The organism is Pantoea sp. Cy-639 (genome assembly GCF_011752525.1).
In the GTDB taxonomy this organism is placed as follows: Bacteria; Pseudomonadota; Gammaproteobacteria; order Pseudomonadales; family Pseudomonadaceae; genus Aquipseudomonas.
Genome location: NZ_VWXI01000001.1, coordinates 14,297 through 31,080, shown reverse-complemented (window position 1 = coordinate 31,080; position 16,784 = coordinate 14,297). Strand labels below are relative to the sequence as shown.

The 16,784-nt window shown below is 67.1% G+C and carries 17 protein-coding genes; 7 read left to right on the top strand and 10 right to left on the bottom strand.

What is annotated here, in order from left to right; all coding sequences use genetic code 11:
• Window positions 1–72: 72 nt before the first annotated feature.
• The gene (pncB, locus tag F3J43_RS00165; protein WP_166882802.1) at window positions 73–1,272 is read right to left on the bottom strand and encodes a nicotinate phosphoribosyltransferase; all 1,200 of its coding nucleotides are present in this window, start codon (window positions 1,270–1,272) and stop codon (window positions 73–75) included.
• Window positions 1,269–1,949: an isochorismatase family protein gene (locus F3J43_RS00160; RefSeq protein WP_286184297.1), complete on the bottom strand. Its 681-nt coding sequence runs from the start codon at window positions 1,947–1,949 to the stop codon at window positions 1,269–1,271. Before F3J43_RS00160 ends, pncB begins: the two co-directional genes overlap by 4 nt.
• Window positions 1,950–2,060: 111 nt before the next feature.
• On the opposite strand from F3J43_RS00160, the gene F3J43_RS00155 reads away from it, so the two are divergent.
• Complete coding sequence (locus F3J43_RS00155) at window positions 2,061–2,768, top strand: NUDIX hydrolase (protein ID WP_166882801.1); 708 nt, start codon at window positions 2,061–2,063, stop codon at window positions 2,766–2,768.
• Between the two features lie 11 nt (window positions 2,769–2,779).
• On the opposite strand, the gene F3J43_RS00150 is transcribed toward F3J43_RS00155, so the two are convergent.
• Together F3J43_RS00150 and F3J43_RS00145 are read right to left on the bottom strand one after the other, a co-directional pair.
• Window positions 2,780–3,868 (bottom strand): GlxA family transcriptional regulator, encoded by a 1,089-nt coding sequence (locus F3J43_RS00150; RefSeq protein WP_205297540.1) that lies wholly within the window; start codon window positions 3,866–3,868, stop codon window positions 2,780–2,782.
• A 95-nt stretch (window positions 3,869–3,963) separates the two neighbouring features.
• Entirely contained in the window at window positions 3,964–4,713 is a 750-nt protein-coding gene (locus F3J43_RS00145) for an SIR2 family NAD-dependent protein deacylase (RefSeq protein WP_166882800.1), read from the bottom strand.
• 124 nt (window positions 4,714–4,837) lie between these two features.
• On the opposite strand from F3J43_RS00145, the gene F3J43_RS00140 reads away from it, so the two are divergent.
• The 3 genes from F3J43_RS00140 to F3J43_RS00130 are packed head-to-tail and all read left to right on the top strand — an operon-like array spanning window position 4,838 to window position 6,072.
• Window positions 4,838–5,050: a PLDc N-terminal domain-containing protein gene (locus F3J43_RS00140; RefSeq protein WP_166882799.1), complete on the top strand. Its 213-nt coding sequence runs from the start codon at window positions 4,838–4,840 to the stop codon at window positions 5,048–5,050.
• Window positions 5,051–5,061: 11 nt separating this feature from the next.
• Window positions 5,062–5,607, top strand: coding sequence for an AAA family ATPase (locus F3J43_RS00135; protein WP_205297539.1), 546 nt, complete (start codon window positions 5,062–5,064; stop codon window positions 5,605–5,607).
• A gap of 45 nt (window positions 5,608–5,652) precedes the next feature.
• Complete coding sequence (locus F3J43_RS00130) at window positions 5,653–6,072, top strand: RidA family protein (protein WP_166882798.1); 420 nt, start codon at window positions 5,653–5,655, stop codon at window positions 6,070–6,072.
• A 12-nt stretch (window positions 6,073–6,084) separates the two neighbouring features.
• Here F3J43_RS00130 and F3J43_RS00125 read toward each other — a convergent pair whose 3' ends face one another.
• Window positions 6,085–6,588, bottom strand: coding sequence for a hypothetical protein (locus F3J43_RS00125; RefSeq protein WP_166882797.1), 504 nt, complete (start codon window positions 6,586–6,588; stop codon window positions 6,085–6,087).
• A gap of 116 nt (window positions 6,589–6,704) precedes the next feature.
• On the opposite strand from F3J43_RS00125, the gene F3J43_RS00120 reads away from it, so the two are divergent.
• Window positions 6,705–7,208, top strand: a complete 504-nt coding sequence (locus tag F3J43_RS00120; protein WP_166882796.1) for a GNAT family N-acetyltransferase — start codon at window positions 6,705–6,707, stop codon at window positions 7,206–7,208.
• 37 nt (window positions 7,209–7,245) lie between these two features.
• On the opposite strand, the gene F3J43_RS00115 is transcribed toward F3J43_RS00120, so the two are convergent.
• From F3J43_RS00115 to mrdA, 4 genes are all read right to left on the bottom strand, one after another.
• A complete protein-coding gene (locus tag F3J43_RS00115; protein ID WP_205297538.1) occupies window positions 7,246–8,508 on the bottom strand; it encodes a M20/M25/M40 family metallo-hydrolase in 1,263 nt (420 codons plus the stop codon).
• Window positions 8,509–8,589: 81 nt separating this feature from the next.
• The gene (locus F3J43_RS00110) at window positions 8,590–8,907 is read right to left on the bottom strand and encodes a DUF2388 domain-containing protein (protein WP_166882795.1); all 318 of its coding nucleotides are present in this window, start codon (window positions 8,905–8,907) and stop codon (window positions 8,590–8,592) included.
• Between the two features lie 188 nt (window positions 8,908–9,095).
• Window positions 9,096–9,533 carry a GNAT family N-acetyltransferase gene (locus F3J43_RS00105; protein ID WP_166882794.1) on the bottom strand — a complete coding sequence of 146 codons (438 nt, stop codon included), beginning with the start codon at window positions 9,531–9,533 and terminating at the stop codon, window positions 9,096–9,098.
• Window positions 9,534–9,644: 111 nt separating this feature from the next.
• Window positions 9,645–11,537: a penicillin-binding protein 2 gene (gene mrdA, locus F3J43_RS00100; RefSeq protein ID WP_166882793.1), complete on the bottom strand. Its 1,893-nt coding sequence runs from the start codon at window positions 11,535–11,537 to the stop codon at window positions 9,645–9,647.
• Window positions 11,538–11,832: 295 nt separating this feature from the next.
• Here mrdA and pmrG point away from each other — a divergent pair, with 295 nt between their 5' ends.
• Both pmrG and F3J43_RS00090 read left to right on the top strand, forming a co-directional pair.
• Complete coding sequence (gene pmrG, locus F3J43_RS00095) at window positions 11,833–12,483, top strand: lipopolysaccharide core heptose(II)-phosphate phosphatase PmrG (RefSeq protein ID WP_166882792.1); 651 nt, start codon at window positions 11,833–11,835, stop codon at window positions 12,481–12,483.
• A 229-nt stretch (window positions 12,484–12,712) separates the two neighbouring features.
• Entirely contained in the window at window positions 12,713–15,577 is a 2,865-nt protein-coding gene (locus tag F3J43_RS00090) for an HD domain-containing phosphohydrolase (protein ID WP_166882791.1), read from the top strand.
• A gap of 14 nt (window positions 15,578–15,591) precedes the next feature.
• Here the strand turns inward: F3J43_RS00090 and F3J43_RS00085 are convergent, their stop codons facing one another.
• Window positions 15,592–16,617 (bottom strand): LLM class oxidoreductase, encoded by a 1,026-nt coding sequence (locus F3J43_RS00085; protein WP_166882790.1) that lies wholly within the window; start codon window positions 16,615–16,617, stop codon window positions 15,592–15,594.
• Between the last annotated feature and the right edge of the window lie 167 nt (window positions 16,618–16,784).

Here is a 16,784-nt window from a genome sequence, read left to right as displayed (position 1 = left end):
ACCATACAAGCAAACGTGCGTGGCAACGAGGGGGCGCTCGAAAAAGCTTGCCGGGCCTCGCGACAAGGTCCCTCAGGCCACCTTGAACACATGCCGCAGGTAGGCGACGAAGTTTTCGTCACGGCACTGGGTCTTGCCCGGGCTGTCGGAGATCTTCGCCACCGGCGCACCGTTGCAGGCGGTCATCTTGATCACCATGTTCATCGGCGCGACGCCGGGAATGTCGCAGGTCAGGTTGGTGCCGATGCCAAAGCTCACGTTGATCCGCTCATGCAGGGCGCGGTACAGCGCGAGCATCTTCGGAAAGTCCAGGCCGTCGGAGAAGATCAGGGTCTTGCTCCTGGGGTCGATACCCAGGCGCTGGTAATGGGCGATGGCCTTCTCTGCCCAGGCCAGCGGCTCTCCCGAGTCGTGGCGCAGGCCGTCGAACAGCTTGGCGAAGTACAGGTCGAAATCGCGGGTGAAGGCGTCCATGCCGATGCAGTCGGTCAGGGCGATGCCGAGCTGGCCACGGTACTCGCGCACCCAGCACTCCAGCGCCGCGGCCTGGCTGTCCACCAGTCGCGGGCCGAGCTGCTGGTGGGCCATGAACCATTCGTGGGCCATGGTGCCGATGGGCCGTAGCTGATACTCGCGGGCCAGGTGCACATTGCTGGTGCCGACGAAACGGCCGGGGAAGTCGTGCTTGAGGATGTGCACCACCTCTTCCTGGACCCGGTAGGAAAAGCGTCGACGGGTGCCGAAGTCGGCCAGTTGCAGGCCGTCCAGCTCCGCGGCGCTGGCCTGCGTCTTGAGCCAGTCGAGCTTCTGGTACAGGCGCTCGCCGACCTGCTCGATGACCACGTCGCGGTAGCGGACGCGGTTGCGCACCTCGGACACGATCGCCAGCAGCGGGATTTCGAACAGGATCACATGCAGCCACGGCCCGCGGATGCGGATCGCCAGCTGGCCGCTGTCGTCCAGGCCCACCTGGACATAGCGCAGGTTGAAGCGGAACAGGCTGAGAAAGCGGATGAAGTCCGGCTTGATGAAGGGGATCTTCTCCAGGTAGGCCAGTTGGTCGAGGGTCACCGAGACGTCGGCGAGTTGGCTAATCTGGTGGCGAATCTCGGCCAGGTAGGGGGACAGGTCCTCGTCGTTGCGGCAACGGAACTCCCATTCCACTTCGGCGTTGGGGTAGTTGTGCAGCACCGCCTGCATCATGGTGATCTTGTAGAAGTCGGTGTCCAGCAGGTTCTGGATGATCCGTGGGCCGAAAACGCTGTCGCTCATGGGCGGGTCTCCTTGAGTTGGCCGAGGTGGCTGTCGAGTGCCTGTGGGTCGGCGCACAGGTGGATGCCGGCGGCGGCCATGTCGGCGCAGGCAGCCTGGGCGCCCGCGACGCTCAGGGCGCGGCAGGCCGGCAGGTACAGCAGCACCTCGAAGCCGGCGCGGCGCAGTTGCAGGGCCGTGGTGCGCACGCAATAGTCCAGGGCCAGGCCGCCGACGATGATCGCCTGCACCTGTTGCACCTTGAGGAATTCGATCACCCCGGTGGAGCGGCGTTCGGCCAGGTCGTGGTAGCAGGCGCCGTAGGGGTGCAGGTCGGGCTCGACACCTTTCCAGACGAAATAGTCATAGTCGATGGGGGCGGGCAGGCCGGGCAGCAGCGCGAAGCCCGGGGTGCCGGGGACGCAGTGGCTGACCCAGGTCAGGTCGGCGTCGGGCAGGGCCAGGGGTTGCAGCATCTGCTCGTGGTTGGCGACCACCCAGGCAGCATTGGCCGGGTGGGCGTCCTTGCTGCCCAGGCGCAGGGAGGCGCGCAGGGCCATGGCGTCGAGAGCGGGGACGATCTGCTCGCCGTCCGGCACCGGCAGTTCCTGGGGCGCGTGGGCGGTGAAGCCGTTCTGCGCGTCGACATCGAAACTGGCGATTTTCATGGTGACGGTCTCCTTGGCTGGGATGCTCATATAATTCACCTGGTGCATTAAGTGTGTCAAGCGTGAACTTTTATTGAAAGGTGCTTGATCGATTTAATCGCCCTGGTGGAATATAGCGCTCGCACAGAGAGGAACCATCCAGTGAGTACAGCCGAAGTTCTGGCCAGCGTGGACATCGTGGCCCTGCGCCTGTCGCCGGAAACCCGCCAGTTGCAGGTGCTGCTGCACCAGCGCAGGCACGAACCCCATGGCGGCCAATGGGCATTGCCGGGAGTGATCGTCAACGGCCGCTGCGCCGACCCCAGCCTTGACGCTGCCGCTGAGCGGGCGTTGGCGGAGAAGGCGCGGGTGCGACCGCGGTTTCTGGAGCAGGTCGGCACCGAAGGCAACGCCGTGCGCGATCCGCGGGGCTGGTCGCTGAGCACCTACTACCTGGCCTTGCTCGATCCGGCACTGGAGCTCGACACGCCCGACCTGGCGTTCTTCGATCTCGACGCACTGTGTGCCGGGCGCCAGCCGTTGCCGTTCGACCATCGCCTGCTGGTGGAGCGCTGCCGCGAGCGACTGGCGGCCAAGACGGTCTATACCAGCCTGCCGCTGTACCTGGTGGGCGAGCGCTTCACCGTGCTCGAGGCGCTGGATGCGGTACAGGCATGCCTGGGGCAGGCGGTGAACAACACCTCGCTGCGCAAGCGTCTGGAGCGAATGAAGGCAGCGGGATGGATCGAGGATACCGGCGAGCGCCACCAGCCGCGCCTGGGCCGGCCGCAGCAGGTGTACCGGCACACCCCGCCTGGCGCGAGCGGTGCTTTCGTGTTCGACCGCAGCCTGCTGGCGGCCGGTGCTTGAAGCGGATGACGCTACTCGCCCAGGCGTTGCTCCCGCGAAGGCGGGTAGCCGAAGTAGGCGGCGTAGCACTTGCTGAAGTGCGACACCGAGACGAAGCCGCAGGCCACCGCCACTTCCATCACCGACAGGTCCGAGTACTGCAGCAGGCGCCGGCTCTTGGTGATGCGCAATTCCATGTAGTAGCGCCGCGGCGAGGTCCCGAGCTGGGCCTGGAACAGCCGGTCGATCTGCCGCCGGGAGCGCCCGGAGTAGGCCGCCAGTTGGTCGAGGCTGAGGGTCTCCTCGAGGTTGTTCTCCATCAGCTCGACGATGGTGCGCAGGTGCAGGCTCATGGATTTCTTCGCCCCCGGGCCGACCTGGCGATAGCGGGCGCCTGAGAACGACAGGATCTCCTCGACCCCCTCGGCCAGGGCGTCGCCGTACAGGCGTCGCACCAGCCCGAGCATCAGTTCCATGGCACCGTTGGGGCTGGCGGCGGTAAGGCGATCGCGGTCGAGGGTGAAGCTGGCCGGGGTGATGCGGGTTTGCGGGCTGCACTCGGCCAGGCTGGCGCGCTGCTCGGGGTGCACGCTGCAGCCATAGTCGTCGAGGACCCCGGCGCGAGCGAGGAACCAGGCGCCGTTCCACAACCCGCCCAGGGTCATGCCCTGGCCGGCGCAGTCGCCTAGCAGGCGGTCGAGGTCGGGGTACTTGAGGGGGGTACGCAGGCCACCACAGATCACCAGCAGGTCGAGGTCCTGCAAGTCGCCCGGAGCGAGCGGGCGGGCCACCAGTTCCAGGCCCAGGTCGCTGAGCACCCGGTCGCCGGCCAGCGACAGCGGGGTGGAGGCGAAGCAGTCGGCGCGCAGCAGGTTGGCGGTGACCAGCACATCCATCGCCACGGTGAAACTGGCCATGGAGAAGTGTTCGAGCAGGACGAAGTCGACGCGGTAGGTACGCTGAGCGCCGCTGTCGTGGCGCTTGAGGCGCAGCATGTTGCTGGTGCTGGTCTTCTTGCTGAACTGGCGTGGCGTGGGCACTGCGGACTCCGCTTCCTGGCTGGCGCGCTCGAGTGTGCTTGGCGGCGACAGGAAAGACAACAGCTGTCGTGCCTGGCCCATGCCGTGAAGCCCGGCTGGCGCCCTGGACCGATGGCAAGGGACTGACGATGGCGCTGGAGGCTGTGGGCGCATGCTGACCGAAGCCGTCAGGCAGCTCAGCCGAAGGCCGCCTCCAGCAGCTCGGGCAGCACCTTGCCGGCGTTGCCGGTCAGGGCGAATTCGCGCGGGTGCCCGGTCATCACCGGCTGCGGATTGACATGCAGCAGCGTCGCCCCCGCTGCCAACGCCAGCCGTGGTATCGAGGCCGCTGGCTGGACCACCCCGGAAGTCCCCACCGACAACAGCAGGTCGCACTGTTGCGCGGCCGCGAAGGCCTGGTCCAGCACCTGCTCAGGCAGCGTCTCGCCAAACCAGACCACCCCGGGGCGTAGCGGTCCGCCGCAGGAGGCACAGCAGGGTGGGTCGCTACGGCGGCCTTCGCGCGCGTCGGCGGCAAGCGCCACCGCGGTGGTGGCCGGACGGCTGCAGGTGAAGCAGCGAAAATCCTCCAGCCGGCCATGCAGGTGCAGCACGTCGGTGCTGCCGGCGCGCTCGTGCAGGTCATCGACGTTCTGTGTCACCAGGGTCAGCCTCGGCACCCGCCGCGCCAGCGCGGCAATGGCCAGGTGCGCGGGGTTGGGCCGGGCCCGGGCGATGCCGGCGCGGCGCATCTGGTACCAGCCCCAGACCAGTGCCGGGTCTGCGCGAAAACCCTCGGCGCTGGCCAGTTGGGTCGGGTCGCAGCGCGCCCACAAGCCGTCGAGCTTGTCGCGAAAGGTGGCGATGCCACTCTCGGCGGACACCCCGGCACCGGTGAAGACCAGTAGATGCCGGGTATGGGCGAGCAGGTTCGGATCGAATGGCATGGGGGTTCCAGGCGGGTGGTCGCGGCTTGTCAATGTGCCAGCGCGACTCGCTCGCAACAAGATCCGACGGAACCCTCGGCCTGAGTCGCCACCCAGACCCGTACATGCCATCGGGAGAGTCTTCATGGAAATCGCAACAATCTGGATCATCGTCGCTTTCGTGGTCATCCTCTTGGAGATCGTTGCCATCTGGCACATCATCGGCAGCGACCGACGCGCCGAGCGCAAGATGCTGTGGGTGGTGTTCGTCGTCTATGCGCCGTTCCCCGGGCTGCTGTTCTGGGCCTGGCGCGGGCCGCGCGCGGTGAAGGGCAGGGCGGTGCTCGAGGAAAAATGACCGGAGGGCGGATGAGCGTGGCAAAACGGGTGGTGATTTCCGGGTGCTCGGGAGGCGGCAAGTCGACCCTGCTCGACGAGTTGGCCCGGCGCGGCGAGCGGGTGGTCGAGGAACCCGGGCGGCGGATCGTCCGCGAACAGCAGGCCCGCGGTGGCCAGGCCTTGCCCTGGCTGGACCTCGCGGCGTTCCTCGAACAGGCTATCGCCCTGGCATTGCGCGACCGTGCCCAGTTGCCAGACGATGGCCAGCGGGTGTTCTTCGACCGTGGGCTGGTGGATGCCGTGGCTGCCCTCGACAGCCTGGGCGGCCCGGCGCAGTTGCAGGCCCTCGGCCAGGCCCACCGCTATCACGCCACGGTATTCCTGACGCCCCCCTGGCCGCAGCTGTTTGCCCAGGACGCCGAGCGGCGTCATGACCTGGCGGCGGCACTGGAGGAATACCAACGGCTGCTGCAGGCCTACCCGGCCCTTGGTTATCGCGTGGTAGAGATCCCGCGCCTGCCAGTGGAGCAGCGCGCCGATTTTGTGCTGCGCACGCTTGACCTCGAGTTAACCTGAGGTCCGATACTCGCCCGCTCCAACCCTTTCCCATGGAGCGTCAGCATGAACCCATCCGCCGCCTTCACCTTGAGCAACCCTGAAGGGCTCTACGACCCCAGCGCCAATGCCTATTCCCACGTTGCCGAGGTCCAGGCCGGCAGTCGCCTGGTGTACATCGCCGGGCAGGGCGGCGAGGACCTCGCGGGGCATCTGTCCGCACGTTTCGACGAGCAGGCGCGCCAGGCCCTGGTCAACCTCAAGATCGCCCTGGCCTCGCGGGGCGCGAGCCTGCAGCAGGTGTTCAAGCTGACCCTGCTGGTGGTCGATCATTCCGAGGAGCGCCTGCGCCAGTGGGTGGCGCAGGCCGAACGTGCCTGGGATGGCGCCATGACCCCCACCTGCACGCTGATTCCGGTGCCACGCCTGGCGCTGGACGGCATGCTGGTGGAGGTCGAGGCCGTGGCGGCCCTGCCAGCCGCTTGAGAGGCCGCGCGATCAGTGAGCGACGCGGCGTTGCAGTTCCTCGACGTTGCGCCGCAGGTCGCTGATGGTGCGTGTCTGTTCGGAGACTGTGCGCTTGAGGTCGTTCAGTTCGCTGCTGGTCGAGGACGAGCCGGAGCCGGTGCTGCGCTTGAGATCGTCAAGGGCGCGTTGCAGTTTGTCGATCTCGCGACCCTGATCCTCGACCTTGCGCTGCAGGTTCGAGGTGTCGCTGCTGCCGGTGTTGCCGTTGCGCTTGAGCGTGTCGAGCGTACGCGCCTGGTCCTCGACCTTGCTGGCCAGGGCCTCGTGTGCGCGCATCAGCTTCTCGAGGTCGCCGATGGAGATCTGGCTTTTCGCGACCACGTCCTTGCCGAACTGATAGTCCACGACGGCGACCGAGCCGGACCCCCGGGCGTCGCCCAGCTCGAGGGCGTGGGCGCTGCTGGCGAGGCCGCCAAGGGCGAGGGTGGCGGCCAGCAGGGTGATGGCGCAGCGGCGAGAGGTGTTTCGAGGCATGGTGGCGCATTCCTTGTCAGGTGCCGATATGGCACATCGCTATGATTGCGCACAGGCTCTTTTGTTCCGTGACCGCGCTGGTAAAATCGCCAGCCCCATCGTAGCGAGCGTCGACCATGCCAGGTGTGCCCATCGAACTGTTGCCGACCGGCCCCGAGCAGGCCGAACTGGTGCGCAACCTCTACCAGTTCTATGCCTACGAATCGTCCGCTTTCGAACAGGAGGACGTCGAGGTCGACGGGCGTTTCTACATCCATGAGCCGCATCTGCAGCGCTACTGGCAGTCCCCAGGCTGGAGCGCCAGCCTGGTGCTGGCCGATGGTTTCATCGCCGGTTTCGTGCTGGTCGAACGCAGCGAGCTGCCGGGCATGGATGCGTTCGAACTGGCCGACCTGTTCATCCTGCCCAAGTACCGCCGTCAAGGCATTGGCCTGGCTGTCGCCCAGCAGCTGTTGTGCAGCACAGGCAAGGACTGGTTGCTGCGCTGCTACGCCGAGGACGCCTCGGCGCTGGCGTTCTGCCAGGCGGTGCTGGCCGCGCTGCCGCGGGCGGTACGGGAGATCAGCCTCGACGATGATCCACAGTTGCGCAACTACCTGGTCAGCCAGCGCCGGCACTAAATACTCGCCATCCCCGGGGGGCGCAGCAGGCCCAGGGTCAGCGTGCCAGTTGGCGAATCAGCGCCACCGTCAGGTACAGCCGTGGGGCAATGCTCGACAGTTCGATGTACTCGTCGTCGCCATGCAGGCCGGCGCCGACCACGCCCAGGGTCTCCAGCACCGCTGGCTTGGCGCTGTCCGGCACATAGGCGTAGCCGGCATCGGTGCCAAAGCGCATGGCGATCGGGATGAGCGACAGGTCGATCTTGTTGTAGAGGTCGCTCGCGGTTGCGGCCAACTGATTGGAGGCGGCGTTCTTCGCCAGGGGCGGGCGGCCCTTTTCCAGCACCACGCTGACCTGGGTATCCGCTACCCGTTGTCGTTTGACGATGCGCTGGGCGTCGGTCTGGACACGCTCGGTCTCGCTGAGGTCGGCGTAGCGCATGTCGGCCTCGGCGGTGGCCAGCGCCGGGATGATGTTGGCCTTCTCGCCGGCCTTGGCCAGGGTCCAGTTGACCGTGGTGCCCTTGGCCGGATCGCCCAGTTCGTTGAGCTGCAGCAACTGGTTCGCCAGTTCGATCAGCGCATTGCGTCCCTGTTCCGGAGCGGAACCGGCGTGGGCGGCACGGCCCTTGACCTCGAGCCTGAGGCGGTTGATGCCATTGGTGGCGACGGTGACGGCGTCCTGATCCGGTGGCTCGTAGCTGAAGACATAGTCGTGTCGGCGCGCCAGTTCGGCGATCAGCTGCTTCGAACCGGCCGAACCCATCTCCTCGTCCGGGTTGAACAGCACGGTGAGGTTGCGATAACCCTTGAACTGCTGGTCGTTCAGCAGCTTGAGCGCGTGCAGGATCATCGCCACGCCGCCCTTGGCGTCGGCCACGCCGGGGCCGAAGGCGCGCTGAGCGTCGATGCGAAACGGCCGCCTGGCCGCGGTGCCGGGACCGAACACCGTGTCGTAATGGACCATCAGCAGGAAGTCCTTGCTGCCATTGCCCTTGAAGGTCGCGACGATGTTGTCGCCGACCGAGGGCGTGGCGGCCTGGGTCTGCACTTGGGCACCGAGTGCCTTCAAGCGCTTGACCAGCTCGGCGCCAACCTGGGCGAGGCCGGCCTCGGTACCGGTGCCGGTGTCGATCGAAACCAGCGACTTGAGGGTATCCAGGTAGTGGGGCTGTTCGGCGCGGGCCTGGGCGAGCAGGTCCTGGGGCGAGGGTTCGGCGGCCTGGGCGGTGGCGCAGGCCAGTGACAGGGCAAGGGCGATGGACGGGTGGAACAGGTGCATGGGCAGGGCCTCGGTCCATGAAGGGGTCGTTGTCATGAACCCTTCAGACTAGACCCTGCCGCTCAACATGCAGCGTCGGGCAAGCCCACTTTGGCCATCCGGCCTGCTTGCGATGACTCAGTGATCGGCCACCGGGTCGTCCTGGGACAGCAGCGCCTTGGCCAGCTCTTCGTCGCTGGCCTGCAGGCCAGGATTGGCCTGACGCACCTGCTGCAGCGCCGACTCCAGGTAGGCGCCGCGGATGGCGCCGCCGCTGGCGACGAAGGCCGACAGTTCGTCGCGGGCCGGGATGATTCGTTTGTCGTCCTTGAACGTCGAGTACAGCGAGGCGGAAATACCTGCCGAGGTGGCGACGTCACGAGCATCGACGCGGGCCAGGGCGGTGCCGGCGGGCAGCAGCAGGAGCAGCGAGGAAACGAGCAGTAGGCGACGCATGGTGAATCCTCCGCAAGGATGAAGCCGAGGGAATGACTGCATGTTGTTAAGAACACTGGCCGTCGGCGGGAGTTCCATCGTGGGGGCCGGGCGATTGCCAGGGGGCCCAGCAATCAGTGTAGTTGCCAGGTCGGCACCTCGACGGGCAGGACACCTGCTGTGTCTGCGCCGCTTGCGCGGTCTTGGTTTCAGCCCGACGAGCGCAGCAGGCGGTAGTCGCCGTCTTCGGCTTGTCCGGCGCCCACCTCGATGAAACCGCAGGCGGCGTAGAAAGCCAGCGCCCTCTGATTGCGGGTCAGGCACTTGAGCTGGTAATGGGTCGTTGGCCAGCCGGGCAGGGCGCCCAGCAGTGCCCGGCCCAGGCCGCGGCGGGCATGATCGGTGTCGATGTAAAGGTGATGAATGAAGCGATCGGGCGTCCAGACCGAAATGAAACCCAGGCACTGCCCGGCGGACTCGGCCAGCAGGATCTGCTCGCCCAGCGTCTGTTCGTCGAAATCGCCCAACTGGAAATGCGCCGCTGGCTGCCAGTCGAAGGTCTTGCGGCGGGCATGCAGGAACAGCGCGCGCAGGCGCGGCAGGTCGGCCGGCATGGCGGGGCGGATGCACAGGTCGGGCGGGAGCATGGAGCAACAAGGCCTGCAAGGTGAGGGAGGGCAGCGGCAACGATATACCGATTGGCGGCGCCCGTGTACGGGCACGCTGCGGGCCAGGCCATGGACCGGTCCTGGCGTTGCTCAGCTGTGCGGCACGTCTCGCGCCTGGCCGGTGCCGGCATATTGCGCCTTCAGGTGCCCCTGCGCATCGAGCAGATAGGCATCCATCACCTCGCGCACCACCGGCCCGGCCACCCGGCCGCCGGCCTCGCCGTTCTCGATCATCACCGCCACCACCAGCGCTGGGTGGTCGGCGGGGGCGAAGCCGACGAACAGGGCGTTGTCGCGGTGCCGCTCGAGGGTCTTGTCGCGGTTGTAGCGTTCGCCCTGCTTGATCGCCACCACCTGCGCCGTGCCGCTCTTGCCGGCGATGCGGTACTGGGCGCCGGCGGCGGCGGCGCGAGCAATGCCGCGCGGATCGTGCATGACCATCTGCATGCCCTGGCTGACCTGGTCCCAGGCGCGCTTGTCGTGCAGCACGATGTCGGGCATGGGGTTGGGGTCGACGGGCGCCTGGCCGCCGATGCTCATCGCCAGGTGCGGGCGATGCCAGGCGCCCTTGCTGGCCAGCAGGCTGGTGGCCTGGGCCAGCTGCAGCGGGGTGACCTGCATGTAGCCCTGGCCGATGCCGAGGATCAAGGTCTCGCCGGGGAACCAGGCCTGGCGCCGGGTGGCGCGCTTCCAGGCCTGGGACGGCATCAACCCGGGGGCCTCCTCGAACATGTCCAGCGAGACCTTCTGGCCCAGGCCGAACTCGGCCATGTAGTCGTGCAGGCGGTCGATGCCCAGCTTGTGCGCCAGGTCGTAGAAGTAGGTGTCGTTGGAACGCATGATCGCGGTGTACATGTCCACCCAGCCATCGCCCGTGCGGTTCCAGTTGCGGTACTTGTGGTCGTAGTTGGGCAGCTCGTAGTAGCCGGGGTCGAACACCCGGCTGCCGGGGGTGATCACGCCGCTGTCGAGCCCGGCGATGGCGACCTCCGGCTTGACTGTCGAGCCCGGCGCGTACAGCCCGCGCAGCACACGGTTGAACAGCGGCCGGTCGATGGAGTCGCGCAATGCGGCGTACTGCTTGTAGCTGATGCCCTTGACGAACAGGTTGGGGTCGAAGCTGGGGTTGCTGACCATCGCCAGCACGTCGCCGTTGGCCGGATCGAGTACCACCACCGCGCCGCGGCGCTCGCCCAGGGCCTGCTCGGCGGCCTGTTGCAGGTGCGCGTCGAGGCTCAGCACGATGTCCTTGCCGGGTACCGGGTCGTGGTGGCGCAGCACCCGCATCACCCGGCCCTGGGCGTTGGTCTCGACTTCCTCGTAGCCGACCTGGCCGTGCAGCTCGTTCTCGTAGAAGCGCTCGATGCCGGTCTTGCCGATCGACTGGGTGCCGCGGTAGGCGCTGCTGTCGAGGGTCTTGGCCTCTTTCTCGTTGATCCGCCCGACATAACCCACCGAATGGGCGAAGTGCCCGGCCAGGGGGTATTCACGGATGAACTGCGGCTCGACATCCAGCCCCGGCAGGCGGAACTGGTTGACGGCGATCAGGGCGATCTGTTCCTCGCTCAGGCCGACCAGCAGGGTGACCGGCTCGAACGGCTTGCGGCCACGGCGCAGGTCCTTGTCGAACTGCTGGCGGTCGTCCTCGGACAGGCCGAGGATCTGCGCCAGGCTGTCGAGTACCTTGGCCGAGTCGCCGGCGCGCTCACGGGTCATGGTCAGGTTGAAGCTGGGCTTGTTGTCGGCCAGCACCACGCCGTTGCGGTCGTAGATCAGCCCACGCTCAGGGGGGATCGGCAGCACGTGCACGCGGTTGTTCTCCGACACCGCGGTCTGCTGGTCGTGCTGCAGCACCTGCAGCACGTAGAGCCGGCTCACCAGCACCGCGCACAGGCTCATCACCAGGACGGCGCAGGCCAGCAGCCGGCGATTGACCAGGCTCTTTTCCGTTTCGTGGTCCTTGAGGGGGATGGGTTGGGGCATGCTGTCTCGTGGTCTGATCCGCTGCCCTGTTTCAGCGCTGGGCGCGCGGGTGGTTTGTCCGGGGCGGCGATGCTACGCAAGCGGGCCATGCCGCTCAAGGCGAGCCCCGGCGCGCCTTGAACGGGTCCTGGCCGTGGCCCCGGCCACTGCGGGGCTGTGGCCAACATGAAGATTCGTTCATGTGACCGGTGGCTGGCCAGCTGGGTGGTTGATGGCGGCGTGACGGATCTTTCACGAGGCTTTGACCTCGGCGCTCCTAACGTGCGCGCTCTCTGAAATCGGGAGTTGAGCGCGCATGGGATTCGAACAGGTAGTGATGGCGCGAGGCCTTGGGCGCAAGTGGAAAGTGCTGGCTGTGCTGCTGATTGTGGCCGGCCTGGGTCTGTGGGGCGTGCTCGAGTTCTGTGGTCGGCTGTCGTTGCAGGTGGATCCGGACGTGCTGGAACCGGCCTGGACCCGGGGCGAGGTGGTCGTGCTGGTGCGCCATGAGGAGCGCTGCGACCGCTCGGACAACCCTTGCCTGGGCGCGAAGGACGGTATCACCGAGCAGGGCCGCCTGGAGGCCCTGCGCCTGGGGGCAGCCTATCGCAGCCTGGGGCTGGCGGGCAGCGAAGTGGTCTACAGCCCCAGGCTGCGCACCGAGCAGACGGCCAGGGCAATGTTCGGCAACGAGGGCGATGAACAGACCTGGGCGGCGGATTGCACGGGGGATGTGCTGCTGCAGTTGCGCAGCCACAAGGAGCCAGGGCGCAACCTGGTGGCGGTGACCCACAGCGAGTGCATCCAGCGTGCGCTGGACCAGTTGGGCGTCGATGTCGACGACTATGACGTGGGCTATGGCGCCTCGTTGTTCCTGCAGGTGCAGGATGACGGCAGCCTCAAGCCGATGGCGCTGGTGGCTGCGGCTGACTGGATCGGCTATCGCCAGGGCCCGGTCGAGTATTGAGCCTGTAGCTTGTCATCGGGCTGCAGGATCACTGGAGTGCGTGGTGCCAATATGCCACTATTCGGCCTGCCTGGCTGACGGCTGTGTGGCTGCCCGGCAAGATCGCATGGGCTGATTACACTGTCTGAATCGCCATACATGGAGTACCTGGAATGGGCTGCGTGTCGCTGAGTAGTACTGGGATGTGGGCGAATCGGGGTACAGGCGGGACAAGGTGGGGCCGGCTGCCATGAACAACCGTGGCCGCACGCTCTCGCTGCAATGGCTGGTGGCCCTGGCCATCATGCTCGGCATGCTGCTGCTCGGCGCCGCCCTGGCCTGGCAGGGCTACCTGGGGATCCGCCAGACACTGGTGGCCGCTGCCGGTGACGCGGCCCAGCAGGTGGGCCGGACCATCGACGAGCGTGCCAGGCGCCTGGTCGATCCGGTGCAGAGCAGCATTCGCCTGCTGGCCTTCGATCCGATCGCCGACACAGAGGAACAACGCCTGGCACGTTTGCCGCAACTGGCCGAGAGCCTCGAGGCCAACCGCATGCTCAGCGCGGCCTATATCGGCTATCCCAACGGCGAGTTCCTGCTGGTGCGGCGCTTGCGCGACCCACAGTTGCTCGAGCGTTTCACCGCGCCGGCCGGCACGGTGTTCCTGGTGCAGCGCATCAGTCGTGGTGGTGACGGTACGATGCACGGGGAATGGCGCTTCTACGGCCACGGGCTGACCCTGCTCAAGACCGAGGCCAGGCCGGACTACCGCTACGATCCGCGTACCCGCCCCTGGTTCACCGAGGCCAGTGCCCAGGCCAGCACCGCGCTGACCCGCCCCTACGTGTTCTTCACCACCCGCGAGATCGGCCTGACCATGGCCCAGCGCAGCGCCGACGGTGCGGCGGTGATCGGCATGGACGTCTCGGTCAACGACCTGGCCAGCGAGAGCGCCGACCTGCGCATCACCCCCGGCACCGAGATCGCTGTGGTCGACGACCAGGGCAGCGTGGTGGCTTATCCGGACCTGCAGCGGGTCATCGTGCACGAAGGCGAGCAGGTGCGCCTGGCACGCATTGGCGAGCTGGGTATTCCGAGCCTCGAGCACCTCTATGGCGATCGCCTCGAAGGAGCCCGGCCGCTGCCGTTCCAGGTGGACGGGCAGACCTGGTATGGCATGCGCGTGCCGCTGACCACCCTGGCCGGCCAGGACCTGCAGGTGCTGATCGCGGTACCGGCCCACGAACTGCTGGCCGGCGCGCGCAAGGTGCTGCTCGAGCAATTGCTGTGGACGGCGGCCTTGATGCTGGTGCTGCTGGTGCTCGGCGGCCTGCTCGGACGCCGTATCGGACGCCCGCTGAGGCTGCTGGCGGCACAGGTGCGCGGCCTGGCCGACTTCGACTTCAGCCGCGAGGTCGGGGTGTTGTCGCGGGTCAGCGAGGTGCGCGAACTGAGCCGCGTGCTCAGCCGCATGTCCGGAACCATCCGCAGTTTCCAGGCGATCACCCTCACGCTCAGCCGCGAGACCCAGCTCGAGCGCATGCTCGATGGTGTGCTCAGTCACTTGGTCGCGGCCGCTGGTGCCCGTGCCGGCGCGGTCTACCTGCTCGACGATGGGCACGCGCACCTGCGCCTGGCCGCGACCTGCCAAGGCGAGCAATACCCCGCCGAGCTGGCGATGCGCGAGGGCGACGACCTGGCCGTGACCGTGACCGAGGCCCTGGCGCTGCAAGGGCGCTGCCAGGCGGTGGTGCTCAACGACCGCGGCCAGGCACTGCTGGGGCTGCTGGTGCTGGAGCTGGAGCCGGGCCAGGAGGCGATGGGCGCGTCGTTCCAGCGCTTCGTCGAGGAACTGTCCGGGGCGGCTGCCGTGGCCATCGAGACACGTCAGCTGGTAGAAGCCCAGCAACGTCTGCTGGACGCCATCATCAAGTTGCTGGCCGATGCTATCGATGCCAAGAGCCCCTATACCGGCGGCCATTGCGAGCGTGTGCCGCAACTGGCGCAGATGCTGCTGGAGCGCGCGGTGCAGGCCGACAGCGGCCCGTTCGCCGACTTCGCCATGAGCGACGAGGAGCGCTACGAGTTCCGCATCGCGGCCTGGCTGCATGACTGCGGCAAGGTCACCAGCCCCGAGTACGTGGTGGACAAGGCCACCAAGCTGGAAACCCTGTACAACCGCATCCATGAAGTGCGCATGCGCTTCGAGGTACTCTGGCGCGACGCCGAGCTCGCCTATTGGCAAGGCCTGGCCGACGGCACCGAGGCCTCGGTGCTGCAGCGCACGCTGGTACGCTGCCGGGCCGAGCTGCAGGATGAGTTCGCCTTCGTCGCCCGGGCCAATATCGGCGGCGAATTCATGGAGGAGGCGGACATCGAGCGCCTCAGGCGCATCGGCCAGCGGCGCTGGTTGCGCCATTTCGACAACCGCCTGGGCATCTCCCGCGACGAGGCGGCGCGTTTCGCCGGTACCGCGCCACCGGCCCTGCCGGTGCAGGAGCCGTTGCTGGCCGATCGCCCCGAACACCGCGTGCCTTGGGGCGAGCGCAAGCCGCCCGTGGTGAAGGGCGACCCGCGCAACGTCTGGGGTTTCGACATGCGCCTGCCGGCCCACGCCAGCGACCAGGGCGAGCTGTACAACCTGTCGATCCGCCGCGGCACGCTCAACGACGAAGAGCGCTTCAAGATCAACGAGCACATCGTGCAGACCATCATCATGCTCAGCGCGCTGCCGTTCCCCCGGCAGTTGCGCCGGGTGCCCGACATCGCCGGCAACCACCACGAGAAGATGGATGGCAGCGGCTATCCGCGGCGCTTGGCTCGGGCGCAACTGGGGGTGGCCGAGCGGGTGATGGCGATTGCCGACATCTTCGAGGCGCTGACCGCCGCCGACCGGCCGTACAAGCCGCCGAAGACGCTGTCGGAGTCGGTGAAGATCCTGGTGTTCATGGCCCGCGACAACCATATCGATGCCGAACTGTTGAGCCTGTTCCTGAGTAGCGGGGTCTACCAGCAATATGCCGAGCGCTTCCTGCGCCCGGAGCAGATCGACGAGGTGGATGTGGCGTATTGGCTGGGGCAGATCCAGCCTGCGCTGTCCGACGCGCCCCTCTAGCAACCGGGGCTTGTCTACCACGACTGCGCATGCGGCTCAGGCCCTGCCAGGCTCGGGAACAACGGCAACACGTGTTCGGCCAGTTCCTGGATGATTGCCTGCGGCGGGCGACGGGCCATCTGCAGGCCCAGTGCCGCATGGTTGACGCCAGCCTCGCGCCACTCGCCCAGCAGGTCGATCAGCCCGTTGCGTCCCGTACGCAATACATAGCCGCCACGCTGTGGCGTACGCGGGAAGTCCGGGTCGTCATCCAGGTCGATCCATTCGTTGGTCACATGCGGGCGGAAGCCGCCGCCAGGAATCAAGGCGCGCCAGGCGCGAATCTTCTCGGCCAGGCGACGCGGCCCGAGGATGTTGTGCGTGGCCTCTGGGTAGGTGAGCCAGCCGTCGGCCTGTTCGCCCAGCCATTGCAGCGACTGGCGCGAGGCACCGGTCACCAGCAGGGGGATGCGCCGGCTGACGGGCCTGGGCAGCAGCAGGGCATCGCTGAGCTGCCCCAGGGGCGACTGGATCGGTGTCGGTCGCTCGGCCAGTAGCCGGCGGAAATATTCCACGCTCTGGGCGAAGCGCTCGCCGCGGCTGTCAGGTTCCAGGCCGTAGGCCGGGAATTCCACGGGGCGGTCGCCCGAGGCGATACCCAGCACCAGCCGGCCACCGGACAAACAGTCGAGGGTGGTGGCGGCCTTGGCCAGGTCTATGGGGTGGCGCAAGGTGAAGATCGCACTGCCGGTGGCCAGGGTGATGTTGCGCGTGTGGGCGGCGAGGTAGGCCAGGTAGGCGAACGGGTCGAACACCTGGCCGGCATCGCCGAAGGCCGGGTCGAACAGCGGCACGTCGCGCACCCAGGTCGCGGCGAAGCCCAGGCGATCGAGCTCGCCGACCAGTTGTGCCTGATGGGCGAGCACTTGCATGTCGCCCTCGTAGAAACGCAGCGGCAGGAAGATGCCCAGGGTCAGTTGGTCTGGCGCGAACAGGCGGCGGTAGCCGGGATGCTGGGCGAAGGCATCGGCGCTGGCGCCTTGGGGGGTGAGGGTGTCCATGCGGGTTCCTTGAAGGGCGAGGGGCGGCGGGTTATCCGCCTGGACACAGACAGCCTTAGAAAAACTGATTCAGGCTGCTTGTCTTGAACGCTATGCTATTCGCCAGATTGGCCATTAACTAACGATCGTTTCAGTCGTTTACATCAGTTTTTCTAAAGTGAGGTTTG